Source organism: Tenacibaculum singaporense, from assembly GCF_003867015.1.
Lineage (GTDB): Bacteria > Bacteroidota > Bacteroidia > Flavobacteriales > Flavobacteriaceae > Polaribacter > Polaribacter singaporensis.
In genome coordinates this window covers 481,278-496,021 of sequence record NZ_CP032548.1, presented here as the reverse complement: position 1 = coordinate 496,021, position 14,744 = coordinate 481,278, and the positions used below count along the sequence as shown (strand labels likewise).

Annotated in this window: 18 protein-coding genes; 13 read left to right on the top strand and 5 right to left on the bottom strand. The window is 35.4% G+C overall.

Annotated elements, in window-relative coordinates:
- The first annotated feature begins 1 nt into the window (after position 1).
- The 13 genes from D6T69_RS02260 (at position 2) to D6T69_RS02200 (ending at position 8,988) form a co-directional block, all read left to right on the top strand.
- Positions 2-427 (top strand): hypothetical protein, encoded by a 426-nt coding sequence (locus tag D6T69_RS02260; protein ID WP_125066257.1) that lies wholly within the window; start codon positions 2-4, stop codon positions 425-427.
- Positions 428-452: 25 nt separating this feature from the next.
- Entirely contained in the window at positions 453-1,040 is a 588-nt protein-coding gene (locus D6T69_RS02255) for a hypothetical protein (protein ID WP_125066256.1), read from the top strand.
- A gap of 63 nt (positions 1,041-1,103) precedes the next feature.
- Positions 1,104-1,529 carry a hypothetical protein gene (locus D6T69_RS02250; protein WP_125066255.1) on the top strand — a complete coding sequence of 142 codons (426 nt, stop codon included), beginning with the start codon at positions 1,104-1,106 and terminating at the stop codon, positions 1,527-1,529.
- A gap of 2 nt (positions 1,530-1,531) precedes the next feature.
- The gene (locus D6T69_RS02245) at positions 1,532-1,831 is read left to right on the top strand and encodes a hypothetical protein (RefSeq protein WP_125066254.1); all 300 of its coding nucleotides are present in this window, start codon (positions 1,532-1,534) and stop codon (positions 1,829-1,831) included.
- On the top strand, positions 1,824-2,642 hold the full coding sequence (locus tag D6T69_RS02240) for a hypothetical protein (RefSeq protein ID WP_125066253.1): 819 nt from the start codon (positions 1,824-1,826) through the stop codon (positions 2,640-2,642). The genes D6T69_RS02245 and D6T69_RS02240 overlap by 8 nt, the downstream gene beginning before the upstream one ends.
- A gap of 96 nt (positions 2,643-2,738) precedes the next feature.
- Entirely contained in the window at positions 2,739-3,395 is a 657-nt protein-coding gene (locus D6T69_RS02235; protein ID WP_125066252.1) for a hypothetical protein, read from the top strand.
- Positions 3,396-3,417: 22 nt separating this feature from the next.
- Positions 3,418-3,897, top strand: a complete 480-nt coding sequence (locus D6T69_RS02230) for a carboxypeptidase-like regulatory domain-containing protein (protein ID WP_125066251.1) — start codon at positions 3,418-3,420, stop codon at positions 3,895-3,897.
- Complete coding sequence (locus D6T69_RS02225) at positions 3,897-4,244, top strand: hypothetical protein (RefSeq protein WP_125066250.1); 348 nt, start codon at positions 3,897-3,899, stop codon at positions 4,242-4,244. Before D6T69_RS02230 ends, D6T69_RS02225 begins: the two co-directional genes overlap by 1 nt.
- Positions 4,228-4,722, top strand: a complete 495-nt coding sequence (locus D6T69_RS02220) for a hypothetical protein (RefSeq protein ID WP_125066249.1) — start codon at positions 4,228-4,230, stop codon at positions 4,720-4,722. The genes D6T69_RS02225 and D6T69_RS02220 overlap by 17 nt, the downstream gene beginning before the upstream one ends.
- Before the next feature lie 8 nt (positions 4,723-4,730).
- On the top strand, positions 4,731-5,213 hold the full coding sequence (locus D6T69_RS02215; RefSeq protein WP_125066248.1) for a hypothetical protein: 483 nt from the start codon (positions 4,731-4,733) through the stop codon (positions 5,211-5,213).
- 15 nt (positions 5,214-5,228) lie between these two features.
- Positions 5,229-5,807, top strand: coding sequence for a glycoside hydrolase family 108 protein (locus D6T69_RS02210; protein ID WP_125066247.1), 579 nt, complete (start codon positions 5,229-5,231; stop codon positions 5,805-5,807).
- Between the two features lie 69 nt (positions 5,808-5,876).
- A complete protein-coding gene (locus tag D6T69_RS02205) occupies positions 5,877-8,279 on the top strand; it encodes an ArdC family protein (protein ID WP_125066246.1) in 2,403 nt (800 codons plus the stop codon).
- A gap of 85 nt (positions 8,280-8,364) precedes the next feature.
- On the top strand, positions 8,365-8,988 hold the full coding sequence (locus tag D6T69_RS02200) for a JAB domain-containing protein (RefSeq protein WP_125066245.1): 624 nt from the start codon (positions 8,365-8,367) through the stop codon (positions 8,986-8,988).
- 11 nt (positions 8,989-8,999) lie between these two features.
- Here the strand turns inward: D6T69_RS02200 and D6T69_RS02195 are convergent, their stop codons facing one another.
- From D6T69_RS02195 to gwsG, 5 genes are read right to left on the bottom strand one after another with little or no spacing between them, the layout of a single operon-like run.
- Positions 9,000-10,301 carry an HlyD family secretion protein gene (locus D6T69_RS02195; RefSeq protein WP_125066244.1) on the bottom strand — a complete coding sequence of 434 codons (1,302 nt, stop codon included), beginning with the start codon at positions 10,299-10,301 and terminating at the stop codon, positions 9,000-9,002.
- A gap of 1 nt (position 10,302) precedes the next feature.
- Positions 10,303-12,498, bottom strand: a complete 2,196-nt coding sequence (locus D6T69_RS02190; protein ID WP_125066243.1) for a peptidase domain-containing ABC transporter — start codon at positions 12,496-12,498, stop codon at positions 10,303-10,305.
- 8 nt (positions 12,499-12,506) lie between these two features.
- Positions 12,507-13,577 carry a grasp-with-spasm system SPASM domain peptide maturase gene (gene gwsS / locus D6T69_RS02185; protein WP_164506671.1) on the bottom strand — a complete coding sequence of 357 codons (1,071 nt, stop codon included), beginning with the start codon at positions 13,575-13,577 and terminating at the stop codon, positions 12,507-12,509.
- Complete coding sequence (locus tag D6T69_RS02180; protein WP_125066241.1) at positions 13,570-13,794, bottom strand: hypothetical protein; 225 nt, start codon at positions 13,792-13,794, stop codon at positions 13,570-13,572. The genes gwsS and D6T69_RS02180 overlap by 8 nt, the downstream gene beginning before the upstream one ends.
- Positions 13,791-14,744: a grasp-with-spasm system ATP-grasp peptide maturase gene (gene gwsG / locus D6T69_RS02175; RefSeq protein WP_125066240.1), complete on the bottom strand. Its 954-nt coding sequence runs from the start codon at positions 14,742-14,744 to the stop codon at positions 13,791-13,793. The genes D6T69_RS02180 and gwsG overlap by 4 nt, the downstream gene beginning before the upstream one ends.

Sequence of the window (14,744 nt, the reverse complement as noted above, 5' to 3'; positions counted from 1 at the left end):
GATGAGAAAAGAATCAATAGAAAACTCGGTAGTCAGTTTGCTAAGTATGAGTGCAGGCGCAATGCTTTCACGTGTAACCGCTAAAAAGCTACCGATGCAAAACACCAAGCTAAAAAAAGGCATGTTAGCCTTGGCAGGTGTCCTAGGCGCAGCCTATTTGGACAGGAAAACCACAGGCAAAGCCATTGCACAAGACATGGCGATGGGAACAGCCGTCACCCAAACAGGCGAACTCGTCAAAGAACTGTTGGATGAAAAGTTGCAAAACAACCCGCTATTACATTCCGCTTTAGGATCTCCTTATGACAATTGGAACGAACCCTTTGCACTAGATAGCACCGACTTTTTATCAAGTTACACCAGTCCCAACTACGATGGAATTTCCGAAGACATTTCCTACGAAACCGTAGAAGATTTTAATAGTTAAAGAACAAAAAAGAGAAAAGAAAAAGATGAATTTTTTAAGAAACGAAGAACCTTATTTACGAGTAACCGAGTATTTAAAATACAAGAACTCCAAACGCAAAGAAAACGAAAAGTGGAACATCAGTGCGATGAAGCCCATGCCAAGCTTTTTATACGCCAACAAAAAAGTAGATGTAGGCGGTACAGTGTCCCTGTTAACAGGTTCGTCAGTAGCCAAAAGAGGCGTGACCAATTTTGACGGAAACTCCCTAGTCAAAGGACGTGTCTTTGTAGCCAATGGCATTACGTTTAAATGTGCCATTGACGATGCCAGCAAGCCAGAGCAAGACATTGCCTATAGCATTGCTAAAGTTCCAAATACCTTAATGCAATCGATGGTTGTAGTCAAGCAAAAAAACGAAATCCTAATTGAATTACCGATTTGTGACATTTTAGGCGCTACCGAAAGCGGTAACCACTATTTCAAATTAGGCTCATTTGCCCTGTTGGAAGACGACACCATTACCGAAATTGAAATCCAATACCCAGAAGGTGCAAAAATCACGTTAGAAGACGGAAAAGCCCTGTTCGCTTCTGCACGCTTATCAGGATTTGCGACCTATCAAAAACGCTAAGCTCATTTTTATAACCACACTTTGCGCTAAGACAGGCGCAAAGTGTTACCACAAGTACCGAAGATGAAAAAGATATACAAACGCATAAAAATCAACAAAGACCTTTTAAAGACCAATCTTCCCCCTGAAGAACTCTTACAAAATGAGGTCAGCGACACCATTCCCACAGGAAAAGTAATCGGAGTGTATTTTATCTCCTATATGCCCCCTATGGACACAGGTATGCGCACAGGAGAAACGATGTCGAGATTAGTTCCTTTCGGAATTTCTCAAACAGACATTACCCTCAAAGACAGCAGAGGACATTTGCTGACTGAGACCACGGACATCAAAGACTATGAACACAAAAGCGGAGGCTATAACGAGGGCTTTAAAGAACTTGACTTTGAAAGCAAAAACGAACGTGTAACTATCAGTTGGGAAACCCTAGGAAACAGACCTATTTGTGGCGAGTTCATTTTTGAGATAGAAGCCCCTAACCCGTGCTAAGAATGAAGACCATATACCACAGCGAACAGTTTACCGATGATTTTGAGATAAACTTTTCCGAGAAGAACGATTGCAAAGGCGTTGTAAAGCTTGAAATACACCCACACGAGCTAAGTGTCCCTTTGCTTATCAAAGACGGTTCAGGACAGCGAATCACTGCCCAAGCCCCCTTTGTAATAAACACCAATCATCCAATTGTAGACGGCTTGATACGCTTTGAATTTTCAGAATACCCAGCACTCACAGCCGTACAAACAACACCCTTTAAAAAAGCCATAGTAAGGTATTTATATTGTGAATAATCAATTATCGAACATCGTAGAAAACCACCTGCAAGGAGGAAGCAATCATGTCATCAAGGTATCGAGTAACGGCGTAAAACTTGTCAAGTCAGCTTCGGCACAGAAGTACGCCTTTACCTTAGAGGACATAGAAAGCAAATACGGTTCGATAGCCCAATTTTTACAAGCCTTACCCGAAAAAGGATTTAGCGGAGCGGTGGTCTTTACCTTACAAAAAACCTATACCAAGGATGGAAAAACCACCTATCACACGCTACAAACACTCACAGAAAAATTAACCCAAGATATGAATGCTACCGACCCCACTACTGCCTTTTTAGGAGCGCCAGAGCTGATGGCAAAGATGGTACAAGCAGAACGTTCGGCAGACTATAAAGAACAAGTACAAGAGCTAAAAGAAACCGTCAAAGACCTGCGTTCTCGAAACCGAGTATTAGAAGAAACCAACAGCTCACTCACCATTAAGTTGGAGACGGCAAAAGAACGAGAAGAACTCAGAGTCGAGCGAGAACTGCTGAAGAAAAAAAGCTTTTTAGAAACGCCTGCCTTTGAAAAGACCATGGAAACTTTGGGGGGGATGCTTCCTAAAATCTTAGAAGCTTCAGGAGGTAATGCCGTAGGACACCCGAGCCAGTTAGCAAGTCCGAATGTTTCGCCCATACAAAAAGCCTTTGTACAAAAGCTTCCCACTGCCACCGACGAACAAGTGATGTTTTTTAACTATTTGCTTGACAACTGGCAAGAAGATTTAATCACACAAGTAGCACAGATTATCGAACAACAACAAGAGCACCATGAAGATACAAACTAAAAAAGAAGCCATTGCCCAATTAGAAAAATTACCAGAAAAAGTATTGATACGACTAGCAGAACTATCCAGTCATAAAGAAGCACAAAGCTACTTTGCATGCCCGATAAAATACGGCGCAGTCAAGAGCTTTTTAAGGTAGAAAGCAACAACAAGATACAGGAGAAAAAAAAAGCGATGAAAAAGAAAACAAGTGTATCAAAAGTTGCCACCCGAAACAACGCTAAAAAAGCCGTTAGCAAAGCCAACGAAGCCAGTGCCTTTTTACTAGCCAACAAACCGCTACTGCTAGTAGCAGGCGGAAGTGTCGTAGCGTATTTCCTATACAAAAGGCTCAAACAATCAGCCGATGCGGTAACCGAAGTCTTTCAAGACGTAGCAAACGACCATATCGAAGCAGACCTACATATCAATACAGGAAAGCTAAGTATAGACAAAGAACAAGCGAAGATTTTAGCCAAGTCCTTACTAGATGCTTTTAACGACACCGCTTTTGGACTTCCTGCCACCGATGAAGCCAAAGTACAACAAGTCTTTGACAAACTACAAACAGGCGATGACTTTAGGCTCGTGTATAAAACCTTTGGTAGAAGAAAACGGATGGGAGGCAAAACCCCAACGGTATGGCTCGATAAAAAGCTTGCGGACGATTACGATTTAATCTACTGGCTTAAAGCAGAGATTTCAGAGACGTGGGACAGGCAATTATACCACCAAATCAAACAACTAGTACAAAGCGCAGACATGCCCTTTTAAACAAAAAAAATGAAAAAGAACAATGGAAGCAAGTTTACCAATTTACGGGTTGGCATGTCCCGACACCCAACAAGCCCAAGAAGAATTTGACACGAAAAAAAATTGCGGATGTACGATGAATACAACAGCACAACAATTAATCAGCGGAATCATTATCAACGGAAGCACAGGAAAACCCTTTGAAGCAGGGCTTGTCAATGTGTACAATACCCAAACCAAAAAAGGAACAACACCCGATGCAAACGGAGCATTTCAATTGTATGCCAGTCCTACCGATGTGATACACATTTCCTTTGTGGGCTATGATACCCTACAAATAGCAGCCTCAAAACTACCTGCCACCATCACGTTGCAGGAAAGCTCGGAACTACTATCAGAAGTAGTGATAACCGCTAATAAGAAAGGAGATAACAATTATATCTATGCCAGTATGGGACTGTTAGGCTTACTGTTTATGTATGCCATTGCCAAGGATAAGAAAAAGAATAAAACGACGACCTAATGGAGTTTATACTCATGCACTGGGAAAAAATCACAGGTATTTTAGGGCTAGTTTTTTCCTTTTTCGCAGGCTTTAAAATGCGGAAGATACGCCACCAAGAAGCCAAGAACCTAGCCCTAGAAAGACGTTACAAAGCCGATTTACAAAAGCTAGAGAATTACAAACGAGCCTTTGACATCAATGCAGAAATGATAGAAAGCATTAAAAGTGATTTTATGGCTCGTATCGGTTCACTACATCAGTATATCGAACAATTGGAACACATGAATACAAAGCTACACAGCATTGTAGCCAAGCAACAACAAGAACTCGACAAATACATTACAAAATATGGAAAAGACATTTAAAATACTCAGTATTGTTTTATTACTACTGATTACAGCGTGTGGGACAACCAAACACAGTAAGACCCACACTTTAGAAACCCAAGTGGATAGTGTTTATGTACAAAAAGACAGTGTACAGAGCATCACTATCAATAGCGCTATTCAAGACAAAATATTTATAAAGGTTGCCACTGGAGATACCCTACTAGACAGCCTAGTTAATCAAAAATTACAACACTTTGCCAGTAGCAAACAAAGCGGTACAAACAGTTATAGCATTCGCTACGATACCCAAGCCCAAGGATTTGAGATACGCAGTACCATAGGCGCTACCAAGGAGGTTGTAACCAAACAGCGGGATAGTACATCAACGAGCCAGTACAAAAAGCACAAACAAGAGGTAAAAGAGCAAGCAACAACACACCGATTGCCCTTGTGGGTTTGGGTACTGCTCTTAGTCCTTGCAGGCATGGTCTATGGAATCGTCAAAACAACTTAAAACCACGAATGAACACAAGAAAGCTATGGGTCGTTGGAGCAGGCATAGGCTTAATAACCCTAACCGCTTTTATCAGCCAAAAGAAAGCCCAACTGACCCGTATAATAGAACAATTACAGTTTCGTGTTTCAGGAATTAGAAATGTGCAGCTCTCATGGCAATACATCGCCTTAGAACTAGACATACAGCTACGAAATCCAACGAAAGAACATTTGAATATCAATACAGGATTTATAAGTGCAAAAGAGCTACGAGTGTATGAAAAGAAGACAGGGAAGCAATTAGCCTTTACCAAGCTGAATACCCACAAAATTAGCATTCCTAGTGGCGGTATGTACCAGTTACCACCCACGCACATTACCCTGCCTGTACTCACTGTAGGACAGTTGGTTTTTGAGGAGCTTCAAAAAAAGCAACAGGACTTTATAAAGGCGTTGCGTTTTGAACTGGACGTAGCCAGTTTAGGAAACACACGAACCGTACAATTTTAAAAAAGAAAAAAGAAAATGGCAAGCTATGAACTATTCAAACCCTCTTTAGAACAAGCAGAGGGCGGGTATCAAAACCTAAAAAACGACAAAGGAAACTACAACTCAAAAAAAGAACGAGTTGGAACCAATCACGGAATTTCCGCTAAATTCTATGAAAAGATACTAGGCAGACCTCCGAGCATCAACGATATGAAAAGCCTTACCAAAGTAGAAGCTCACATCCTTTTTAAAAATGAGTTTTGGGACAAAATGCAAGCCGATAGCATCCGTAGTCAGGCAGTGGCAGAAATGATAGTCGACCATGCGATAAACGCCAATCCAAGAGTAACCGCAGGTATCGTGCAACGCTCTTTAAACCGATACTTTGGCAAAAACCTACAGGTAGATTATGTCATAGGATCTAATACTGTTAAAGCCATTAACTCGGTAGATGCCAAACAGCTTTTTGAGCGTATAGGAAAAGAACGTCTCGCCTATTACAAACGCTTAAAAGACTACCAATACTTTGCAACGAGCTGGACAGGAAGAGTGTTTGCACTAGCTCATAAGTTTGGTGTTGACCTCAAAAAAAAAAGGCAACAACGTTGCTGGTAAGTATTACTAGTATAGCCCTTATCAGCTATGTGATATATACAAAAGCTAAAAAGAAAAAGAAAAAATAAGATGAATACCATACAAAAATTTCAAGCCTTAGACGGCAAGGAAGTCAGCCGAAGTACTTTAGAAAGATTAGTAACACAGGCAAAAAAAGAAAACAATACGGAGGTTATTTATAGGGTCTCAAAAATCTTAAACGACCACCCTAAATACACGACGTTTAACATCTCAGTCAAACGATATGCCACAGGACTGAATGCACCAAGGCATACAGGAGCATACAAAGAAGCCTTAACCAGTTGCGGACGTTTGCGCAAAGGATGGCGTTTTATCAAAGGACGTGTAGTCAAAGCAAGCGCCAAAGTACCCAAACCTACTCGAAAAGGATTGGCAGCCCCAAAAAGAAAAGAGGGATTGACCGCTAGTGGACGTTTGAAAAAAGGCTATAAATATGCAAAGGGAGGTAAGATTGTAAAAGCTACCTCAAAAAAAAAAAGTGCTGTAGCGCCTGCCACTAAACCCCAACAACCTGCTGAAAATATCCCCTTAGAATTTTTAGCAGGTTTAGACTTCATTCAGGAAGAAGACACCAATACCACAGGACTGAATGCCCCTGTAAGCCCCGACCAAATCTATCAGATGATTACGGATAAACTTATCAGTGCTATCAAGAGCGCTAAAGGAACACCAAAGTTGGGATGGGATGATACCTTTTTAGAAAAAGGCGGGTATCTATCACCTGTGAGCTTTGCCTCTAAAAAAGCCTATAGAGGTATCAATATCATACTGCTAAAAAAAGGCAATCCTTTTGGAGCGTATAAAAACCCTTATTTCTTAACCTTTAAACAAATACAAGAAGCAAAAGGGAAACTCAAAAAAGGCGCTAAAGGGTTAGAAGTAATCTACTTTACCCGCCTGTATAAATTTTCAGATGCTCAAAAAGGACTCGAATACGCCACCTATAACAAACAAAAAATGCAAGACTTTTTACAATCGAAAGGCTATGATACGAGTCATTTTGATTTTCTCGTACAGACTATTCCTATCTTAAAATACTATACGGTTTTCAACGGAGCAGATATTGAGGGCATTGATTTTGGATTGAATAAACTAACCGCTTTGGAAAAAGCACGTTTAGGTTTTGTTTCACCAAGTGCCCCTCATAATACAGAAGAAAAGAACCCGATAGCAGAACTTATCATTCAACACTTTCCGAAAGACAGTGCGAAGATAGTACACGGATTTAAAGGAGCGAGTTACAACCCCACTCAGGACAAAGTAAAAATGCCCAAGTACGAAGCCTTTTATCAAAGTGTTGACTACTACAGTACGCTATTCCACGAAATGATACACAGTACAGGACACCCAAGCCGATTGAACCGTCCTTTTGGAAAACGTTTTGGTGATGTGGTGTATGCCAAGGAAGAACTCATAGCAGAATTTGGAGCGGTGTTTTTATCCGCACAAGCAGGAATTTTATGGAAGACACAAGCAAACCATGCGGACTACCTAAAAAACTGGCAATTGGCGTTACAATTTATGCAAGAAGATACAAAGCTTTTAATGCGTGCAGCTAGTGAGGCACAAAAAGCAGTGGATTACCTCTTACAAGTAGACACTAACAAAGAACCCAAGTTTTACAAAGCACTGGTAAAAACCAGTCAAAAAGCAAGCTCAAAACCAACGAAAACACCTGCTTTAAACAGATCCATCAAAAGAGTGTCAAAGCCTCAATCCAATAACAATATACCAGGGAATCTCAATACAAACTCGGTAGCCTACAAACGAAAGCAACTACGACATAGAACCTTTGAGTATTACCAAATTGAAGATGTTGTATTGGCAAGCTTTTTAGGAAAGCTAGAGATAAAAACCAAAGAAAGTTTGGTGATTACCCTAGCAGGGAAACGAGGTTCAAGTAAAACACACTTTGCCTTTAAGTTTATCAATGTACTAGCTCAAAAATACAAGGTAGGTCATGCTTCTATGGAAGAACACCCTGAAAGTGCGTTGTATTGGGACAAAGCGGATATGTATTTTAACGAAGTAGCAGAACGAAACTTGTCCAATCCTGATATTGAAAACCTAGACCAATTAGACAAGCTGATTAGAGAAAACGATGTGATTGTGATTGATAGTTTTGCTAAATTAAAGGAACTGGATAGCAAGTTTGAAATTGACAAAGACTTACGAAAGAAGTACGACGGAAAGTTGTTTTTTATCATCTTTCAACAAACCGCAGATGGTAAAATGCGTGGTGGTGCTAAAAGTGGCTTTGATGGGGATTGTATTTTCTTTACCGAGAAAACAAATCATTATAAAACCAACTTTATTTATACGGATAAAAACCGTTACCAAGATAAACCACTCGATGAGTTGAAATACAATATTTATTCAGGGAAACTCGACCCGATTGTGTCTGAAGAAGTGGTTACAGAAAATCTAATGCCAAAAGAGGTGGAGTTTTAAAAATATTCCGCAAGATGATTTACAGTTGTTTTGCGGGATTTTTTTGTACTAAGAGTTAATAAAATAAAACCTTACTTTTGTTTTTATGGATATAAAATTGACAGAAGCGGAAAAAATAAAAATTCTAAATTCAGATGATATTTACGGAATCATGCAAAAGGTATTACTCCGTGAAAGTAAGATAGACCAAAACAGAGAACATTTTTGGATTATTGGGTTGGAAAACAACAACCGTATTCTTTTTATAGAACTGATAAGTTTAGGGACAGTTAATGCAACGTTGGTAGAACCTATGGAGGTCTTTAGTCTTGCCCTACAAAAAAGAGCTGTAAAAATTGTGTTATGTCATAACCACCCAAGTGGAGAGTTAACGCCATCGGATAATGATAAGAATTTAACCGATAGATTGATACAAGTAGGTATTATAGTAAACACCCACGTGATAGACCATTTAATTATCTCTGATAAGAGTTATATGAGTTTTAAAAACATAGGTCTTTTAGAGGAATTAGAAAAAAGCAAAAGATATGTTCCTAAATATGTTTTAGAAGAACAGATAAAAAAGGAAATGTCAAAAATAATTGAAAAGAATAGAAATATTGAAATAGCTAAACAGTTAAAAAGAAAAGGAGTTGATAATGAAACGATTATTTTTGCTACTGGTTTAACCATTGAAGAAGTGAAAAAATTACGAGTGAAACGAATGTAAATATGTATTCATCAAGTTCTATTTAAAACTTGTCTGAACTGATAGAAGAAACGCTCTATTAGACGTAAATCTTCAGTAATGATTTCTGCTGTTCCACGCATTTCGTGTTTAAATACTATAGTTTTATCATAAGAAGTAACTAACTTTTTAGGAAGTAGCACATCTACCGTATAAAAACCCTCTTTATCAGGAATCATAGAAATATTATTGACTGTTCCTTTTAAAACGCCAAACTCATAATCAGGGTAGTTTTGCAATTTTACATTTACTCGTTGTCCAATTGTTATTTTTCCAGAGTTCTGAGAAGGAGTTTTTAATTTAGCTATATAGGCTGAATATTTAGAAGGAATAATAGTAAAAACCAAATCTCCTTGTGTTACCGTTTGATTTTCATTCCAATAATTCAAAAAAGATACCGTTCCATTTATTTTAGATATAAAAGCATATTGTAACTCCCAATCTTTAATAGCTTTCTTTAATAAATTAAAAGATTGAATAGTATTTTTTAATAAGGTCATTTCTTCACGAATACGAGTGATTTCAGTTCCTTTAGAGGTTTTATTACTGTTGGCAATTGCTTCACGTAATTGAGAGATTGAAGAACTCATGTTTTGATAATTGCGCTCTGCTTGTAAATAATCTAATTGTTTAGTTTCATAATCTTTTGCAGAAATTACACCTTTTTCAAATAAAGATTGACTTCTATCTAAGTCTTTCTTTTTAAAACCTAATTCAGCTTTGTTTATTTTTTTTTGAGATTTAAGGTTTTGTAGTCTTCTTCTTAGTTCAGATGTAGTAATGCTGTTAGCAATTGCTTCATTTGAGTAGGGTTGCAACTGCTTGTTTAAAATGTATTGTATATAGCTATTCTCAAAATTAGCATAGGCATTTTCTATATCTCCAAGAAATAAAAGAGGCATTTTTTCAAGAGGATAAGAAAAGCTATCCTTTTTCAAGGTAATAGTATCTAAAATAGACTTCAGAAAAAACACATCTTCATAATTAGCTGTATTTTCGATAAGAGCAATAGGGCTACCCTCTGTGATTTGCTGATTGTCTTTTACTAAAATAGTATCTATTTTCCCTGTAACTCTAGCAAATGCTTTTTGAGGAGGAATTTTTGTAGTTATAGTAGCCTCTGAAGTGATAATATCTGGATACTTGATAAACCAAGATAAAAGTAACAGCATTAAAATTAAGACTAAAAATAAAGAGTTTCCCCAACGAATCATCCAATGAGGTACTTTAGTAAGTATTTCTTGTACTTCTTCACTTCGTAATTCTATATTATCTAAATGATTATTTTCTGGCATTTTATTTTCCTAATTCTAATTGGTTTTTTACCAAATGATAGTAATTTCCTTTTTCCTGAATTAAAGTATCATGATTTCCAACTTCTGCAATTTTTCCTTTATCTAAGACAACAATTTGATGTGCATTTTTCACAGTACTTAGTCTGTGTGCAATAACAACTACTGTTTTATTATTGAAAAATGTATTGAGTTTTTCCATGATGACTTTTTCATTGTTGGCATCCAAAGCAGAAGTTGCTTCATCAAAAAATAAAAAGTTAGGGTTTTTATAGACTGCTCTAGCAATAAATAAACGTTGTTTTTGACCCGTACTTAATCCAATACCTTCATTTCCAATTTTTGTATTATATGATAATGGTAACTCTTCAATAAACTCCTGAATATTAGCGACATCAACGGCATGAGCTAACTTCTTTTTATCAATGTAATCATCACCAATTGCAATGTTATTAGCAATAGTGTCATTAAAAATATATCCTTCTTGCATAACAACTCCGCATTCACCTCTCCATTTTTTCTGAGATATATTTTTAAAATCGTGTTTTCCTAGTTTTATTTCTCCAGAGTCAGGATTATAAAACTTTAATAATAATTTCATTAGGGTAGTCTTACCACTTCCACTAACCCCTACAATGGCAGTGATTTTATTTGTAGGAATATGTAAGTTTATTTTTTTGAGCACTTTTTTTTGAGTGCCAATGTATCTAAAAGAAACTTTTTTTAGGTCTAAGTTTAAGCTTGTATTAAAGTCTGTGATGAGTTCTTTATTAAGTGGCTCTTCATCTTCTTTCTCATGGATTTCTGATAAACGTTCTAAAGAAATTTTGGCATCCTGAATTTCACGCATAAAATCAATTAGTTGTGAAATAGGGGAGTTTAATTGTCCTACAATGTAGCTAATGGCTAGCATCATACCTAAAGTAATTTCTCCATCAATAACCAATTTAGCTGATAAGATTGTTATCAGAATGTTTTTTAATTCATTAATGAAATCTGAACCAACATTTTGGTATTGTTCTAGCGCAAGACCTTCAACTGAGACTTTAAATAGTCTAGCTTGTAAATACTCCCAAGACCAGCGTTTTTTCTTTTCAGCATTGTGTAGTTTTATTTCTTGCATTCCATTTACAAGTTCTATAACTTTACTTTGTTCCTCACTAAGTTCAGAAAAACGTTTGTAGTCTAAAGTTTTTCTTTTTTTTAAAAAAAGAGTAATCCATAAAAAGTAAAAGAAACTACCAACTAGAAATATTGCAAAAATTTGGATATTGTAATAAGCTAATACAAAGCTAAATACAAGTAGGTTTACTGTTGAAAATAAAACGTTTAAAGAAGATGTTGTTAAAATCCTTTCAATTCGCTCATGGTCGCTAATACGTTGTAAAATATCTCCTGTCATTCTAGTGTCGAAAAAAGAAATAGGGAGATTCATTAGCTTAATAAAAAAGTCTGAAATTAACGAGATATTTATACGAGAACTTAAATGTAATAATATCCAACTCCTTACAACTTCAATAGCAGTTCTACCAAAAAATAGAGCTAATTGAGCGAATAGAATTAAATAAATAAAATGAATATCTTGGTTTTTAATGCCTACATCAACAATACTTTGGGTTAAGAAAGGGAAAATTAATTGCAATAAACTACCAGCTAATAAACCTATAGCTAACTGCACTAAAAATTTCTTATAAGGAAATAAATATTTTGCAAGAAAAGAAATACCTAGCCTTTCTTTATTATTATTGAAATCAACATCGTAAAATTTTGGAGTTGGTTCTAATAATAAAGCTATTCCCTCTCTAGTAGTCTCTTTAGCATTATTACCTATCCAAAACTTCAAAAATTCCTCTTTAGAATATGTTATTAAACCATAAGAAGGGTCTGATATATGAAATAAAGTTCCTTTGTTAGATATTTTATATAAGACCACAAAATGTTCTTTATTCCAATGTAAAATACAAGGTAAGGGAGCTTCAAGTAGTTTTTTCAAGGTTAGTTTTACACCTAATGACTTAAACCCTATTTTTTCTGAAGCACTGCTAATTCCTAAAAGAGTACTACCATCCCTCGTTGTTTCACTTAATCTACGTATGTGTTGAACTGGAATGTTTTTTTTATAAAATTTCGAAATTATTCTAATACAAGTAGGACCGCAGTCTTTTTCTTCTGCTTGCTTATATACAGGAAACTTACTCAATTGATTATTTAGATTATTTCAGTTAGACCATAATTTTCAATAGCCACTTTTTTTAGTTGGTTTTCACTCCATTTTTCCCACTTATTAGTGTATGGGTTATAACCACATTTTATAGGCTTTGAAAAGTTATCTTTAGAGTCTTCTATATATGCTCTACAATCTGTACAGACATACCTAAACTCACAATCTTTACAGATGCTGATTTGATCTTTCTTTATAGACCAAATTTGTCTAAACTTTTCACTCTCTACAACTTTTTTTAAAGTGGTATTTTTAATGCTACCATAATCGTTTGTCATAGATGGGCAATTTTTAATTAAACCTTCTTTATCTACAGAAACTTTCCTATTTAAGCAAGAGTTATAGTTTTTAGACTCGGTAAAGGTTTTTAGGTTAATAGAAAAGTATTTTGGAGATATTATTCCACAATGTAATTCTGAGTTTACTTTTTGTTTAGTGTATATTAAATATTTATTTCCTAAGTCTATTATGTCTTCAAAAGTTGAAGAATGCACAACACACTGATTTACCCTAGGATAGCTAGATATAATATCTATAAGCCTATCTTTATTAGTCCATTCAGAAACTTCTAAATAAACCTCTACAGAAGCAATAATAGACTCTTTCTCTTTGAGGTAGCTTAAAATTGAAGTTAGTTTTTCTTTCTCAATTTTTGAAAAAAAGCGTATTTGGATAGATTTACACTTTAACTCATCAAGTTGATTTAATACATTTATTATGTCATAACTTGATTTTGAATGATAATCGATTATAGCATTTGAGATTTCATGTGGGTAGTCCCAATCCATGTTCAACTTAGGAAACCTTTCAGGGTGCTCAGTAAAAAACACACAGTCTTTTTCTTCAAGAAATTGAAAATAACTATCTATTATATCGTCATATTTGTTATTATACGCCTTTTTAATATCTTCAACTGTCTTTCCTAAATGATTTTCTAATAATTCATATAAACTATTAGGGATGTAATGCATTTGTTGTAATTGCAAATCACATATAACAGAGCGTGAAGCTCCTTTAACTAAAATACAATTACTATATAAGGCTGTCTTTTTAGTCAAAATCAATTATTTTTGAAATTGGAGAAAAATGTTTTTCTGAAGTGAGAATTTTTCCATTATACAAACTAATTTCTATTCCTTGTGAGCTTTCACTATTTTCAGATGTTATTACTTTTTGTTCAAAAGTAAAATGAGTTAAAAGTTGATAGTTTACAGGAAGACTTTCTAATTCTTTTTTCAAAAAACCTTTATAAAAAGGAAGTTCATTTATTTTCATATTAATTCTTTTGCTATTTCTCTTTCAATATAATAATTACAAGGTGTAGAAACCATACCAAATTGACCATTAGGGTTGACTTCTAAAAAATAGAAATCATTATTTCTATCTACTAACATATCAATAGACCCGGTATCTAAGCCCATATTAACCATGAATTTATTTAACTTTTCCTCTATGCTCTTAGGTAATTGGTAAGGAACAGTCCTATTCGGTTTGGAATCATCATACTTTCTAACATCTATTTTTGTTTGCAAGTTATTTTGTGAGAAAATAGCCATAGAATAAAATTTTTCTTTTAAATAAAAAATTCTTAGTTCATATAATTTTTCTATACTTTCTTGAAACAAACTTGGAAAAAAAGTATCTGGTAATGATTGGATAAATTCACTAGATACTAACTCTGTATATCCTTCTAATGAAATATTATCGAAAGTAAATGATGGTGAGGCACTAATCCCTTTCGTTATAAGATTGTTATCACAATTTTTCTTGCGTAAAAGTAGGTCTTCTTTAGAAGAAGTAATAAAGGTTTTAGGGATTCTCAAGCCTACCTTTTGGGCATGTTTTAACTGTGCAAGCTTTTGGTCTTTAACTTGGTATGAACCTAAAGATTTTACTTTATTATTAACGAAGATTTGAGTAAAAAAACGGATAATTTCATTCCACTCACTATCTAGGTGACTATAAATTAAGTATTCTAAATCTTTATTGTTATTGTTAATTGAATAGTCGTTGGCAAGATAACCTCTTCGATACCAAAAAGAAGTTATATTTTTAGAGCTTATAAACTCTTCTCTAAATTGAAAAATTATTTCTTCTTTTTGATAGTCTATAGAAACAATTTTTAAGTCGTTCTTGTTGGCTCTTATAATATTTAAGGAATTAAAGCACCAATCTAAAACTGTATTTGTACTTCTATCTAACAGTTCGGACACTATTAAAATCAT

Excerpts from the sequence above, each read along its gene's own strand:
- D6T69_RS02260 (WP_125066257.1), top strand. The coding sequence starts at position 2 with ATGAGAAAAGAATCAATAGAAAACTCGGTAGTCAGTTTGCTAAGTATG.
- D6T69_RS02255 (WP_125066256.1), top strand. The coding sequence starts at position 453 with ATGAATTTTTTAAGAAACGAAGAACCTTATTTACGAGTAACCGAGTAT.
- D6T69_RS02250 (WP_125066255.1), top strand. The coding sequence starts at position 1,104 with ATGAAAAAGATATACAAACGCATAAAAATCAACAAAGACCTTTTAAAG.
- D6T69_RS02245 (WP_125066254.1), top strand. The coding sequence starts at position 1,532 with ATGAAGACCATATACCACAGCGAACAGTTTACCGATGATTTTGAGATA.
- D6T69_RS02235 (WP_125066252.1), top strand. The coding sequence starts at position 2,739 with ATGCCCGATAAAATACGGCGCAGTCAAGAGCTTTTTAAGGTAGAAAGC.
- D6T69_RS02230 (WP_125066251.1), top strand. The coding sequence starts at position 3,418 with ATGGAAGCAAGTTTACCAATTTACGGGTTGGCATGTCCCGACACCCAA.
- D6T69_RS02225 (WP_125066250.1), top strand. The coding sequence starts at position 3,897 with ATGGAGTTTATACTCATGCACTGGGAAAAAATCACAGGTATTTTAGGG.
- D6T69_RS02220 (WP_125066249.1), top strand. The coding sequence starts at position 4,228 with ATGGAAAAGACATTTAAAATACTCAGTATTGTTTTATTACTACTGATT.
- D6T69_RS02215 (WP_125066248.1), top strand. The coding sequence starts at position 4,731 with ATGAACACAAGAAAGCTATGGGTCGTTGGAGCAGGCATAGGCTTAATA.
- D6T69_RS02210 (WP_125066247.1), top strand. The coding sequence starts at position 5,229 with ATGGCAAGCTATGAACTATTCAAACCCTCTTTAGAACAAGCAGAGGGC.
- D6T69_RS02205 (WP_125066246.1), top strand. The coding sequence starts at position 5,877 with ATGAATACCATACAAAAATTTCAAGCCTTAGACGGCAAGGAAGTCAGC.
- D6T69_RS02200 (WP_125066245.1), top strand. The coding sequence starts at position 8,365 with ATGGATATAAAATTGACAGAAGCGGAAAAAATAAAAATTCTAAATTCA.
- D6T69_RS02195 (WP_125066244.1), bottom strand. The coding sequence starts at position 10,301 with ATGCCAGAAAATAATCATTTAGATAATATAGAATTACGAAGTGAAGAA.
- D6T69_RS02180 (WP_125066241.1), bottom strand. The coding sequence starts at position 13,794 with ATGAAAATAAATGAACTTCCTTTTTATAAAGGTTTTTTGAAAAAAGAA.
- gwsG (WP_125066240.1), bottom strand. The coding sequence starts at position 14,744 with ATGATTTTAATAGTGTCCGAACTGTTAGATAGAAGTACAAATACAGTT.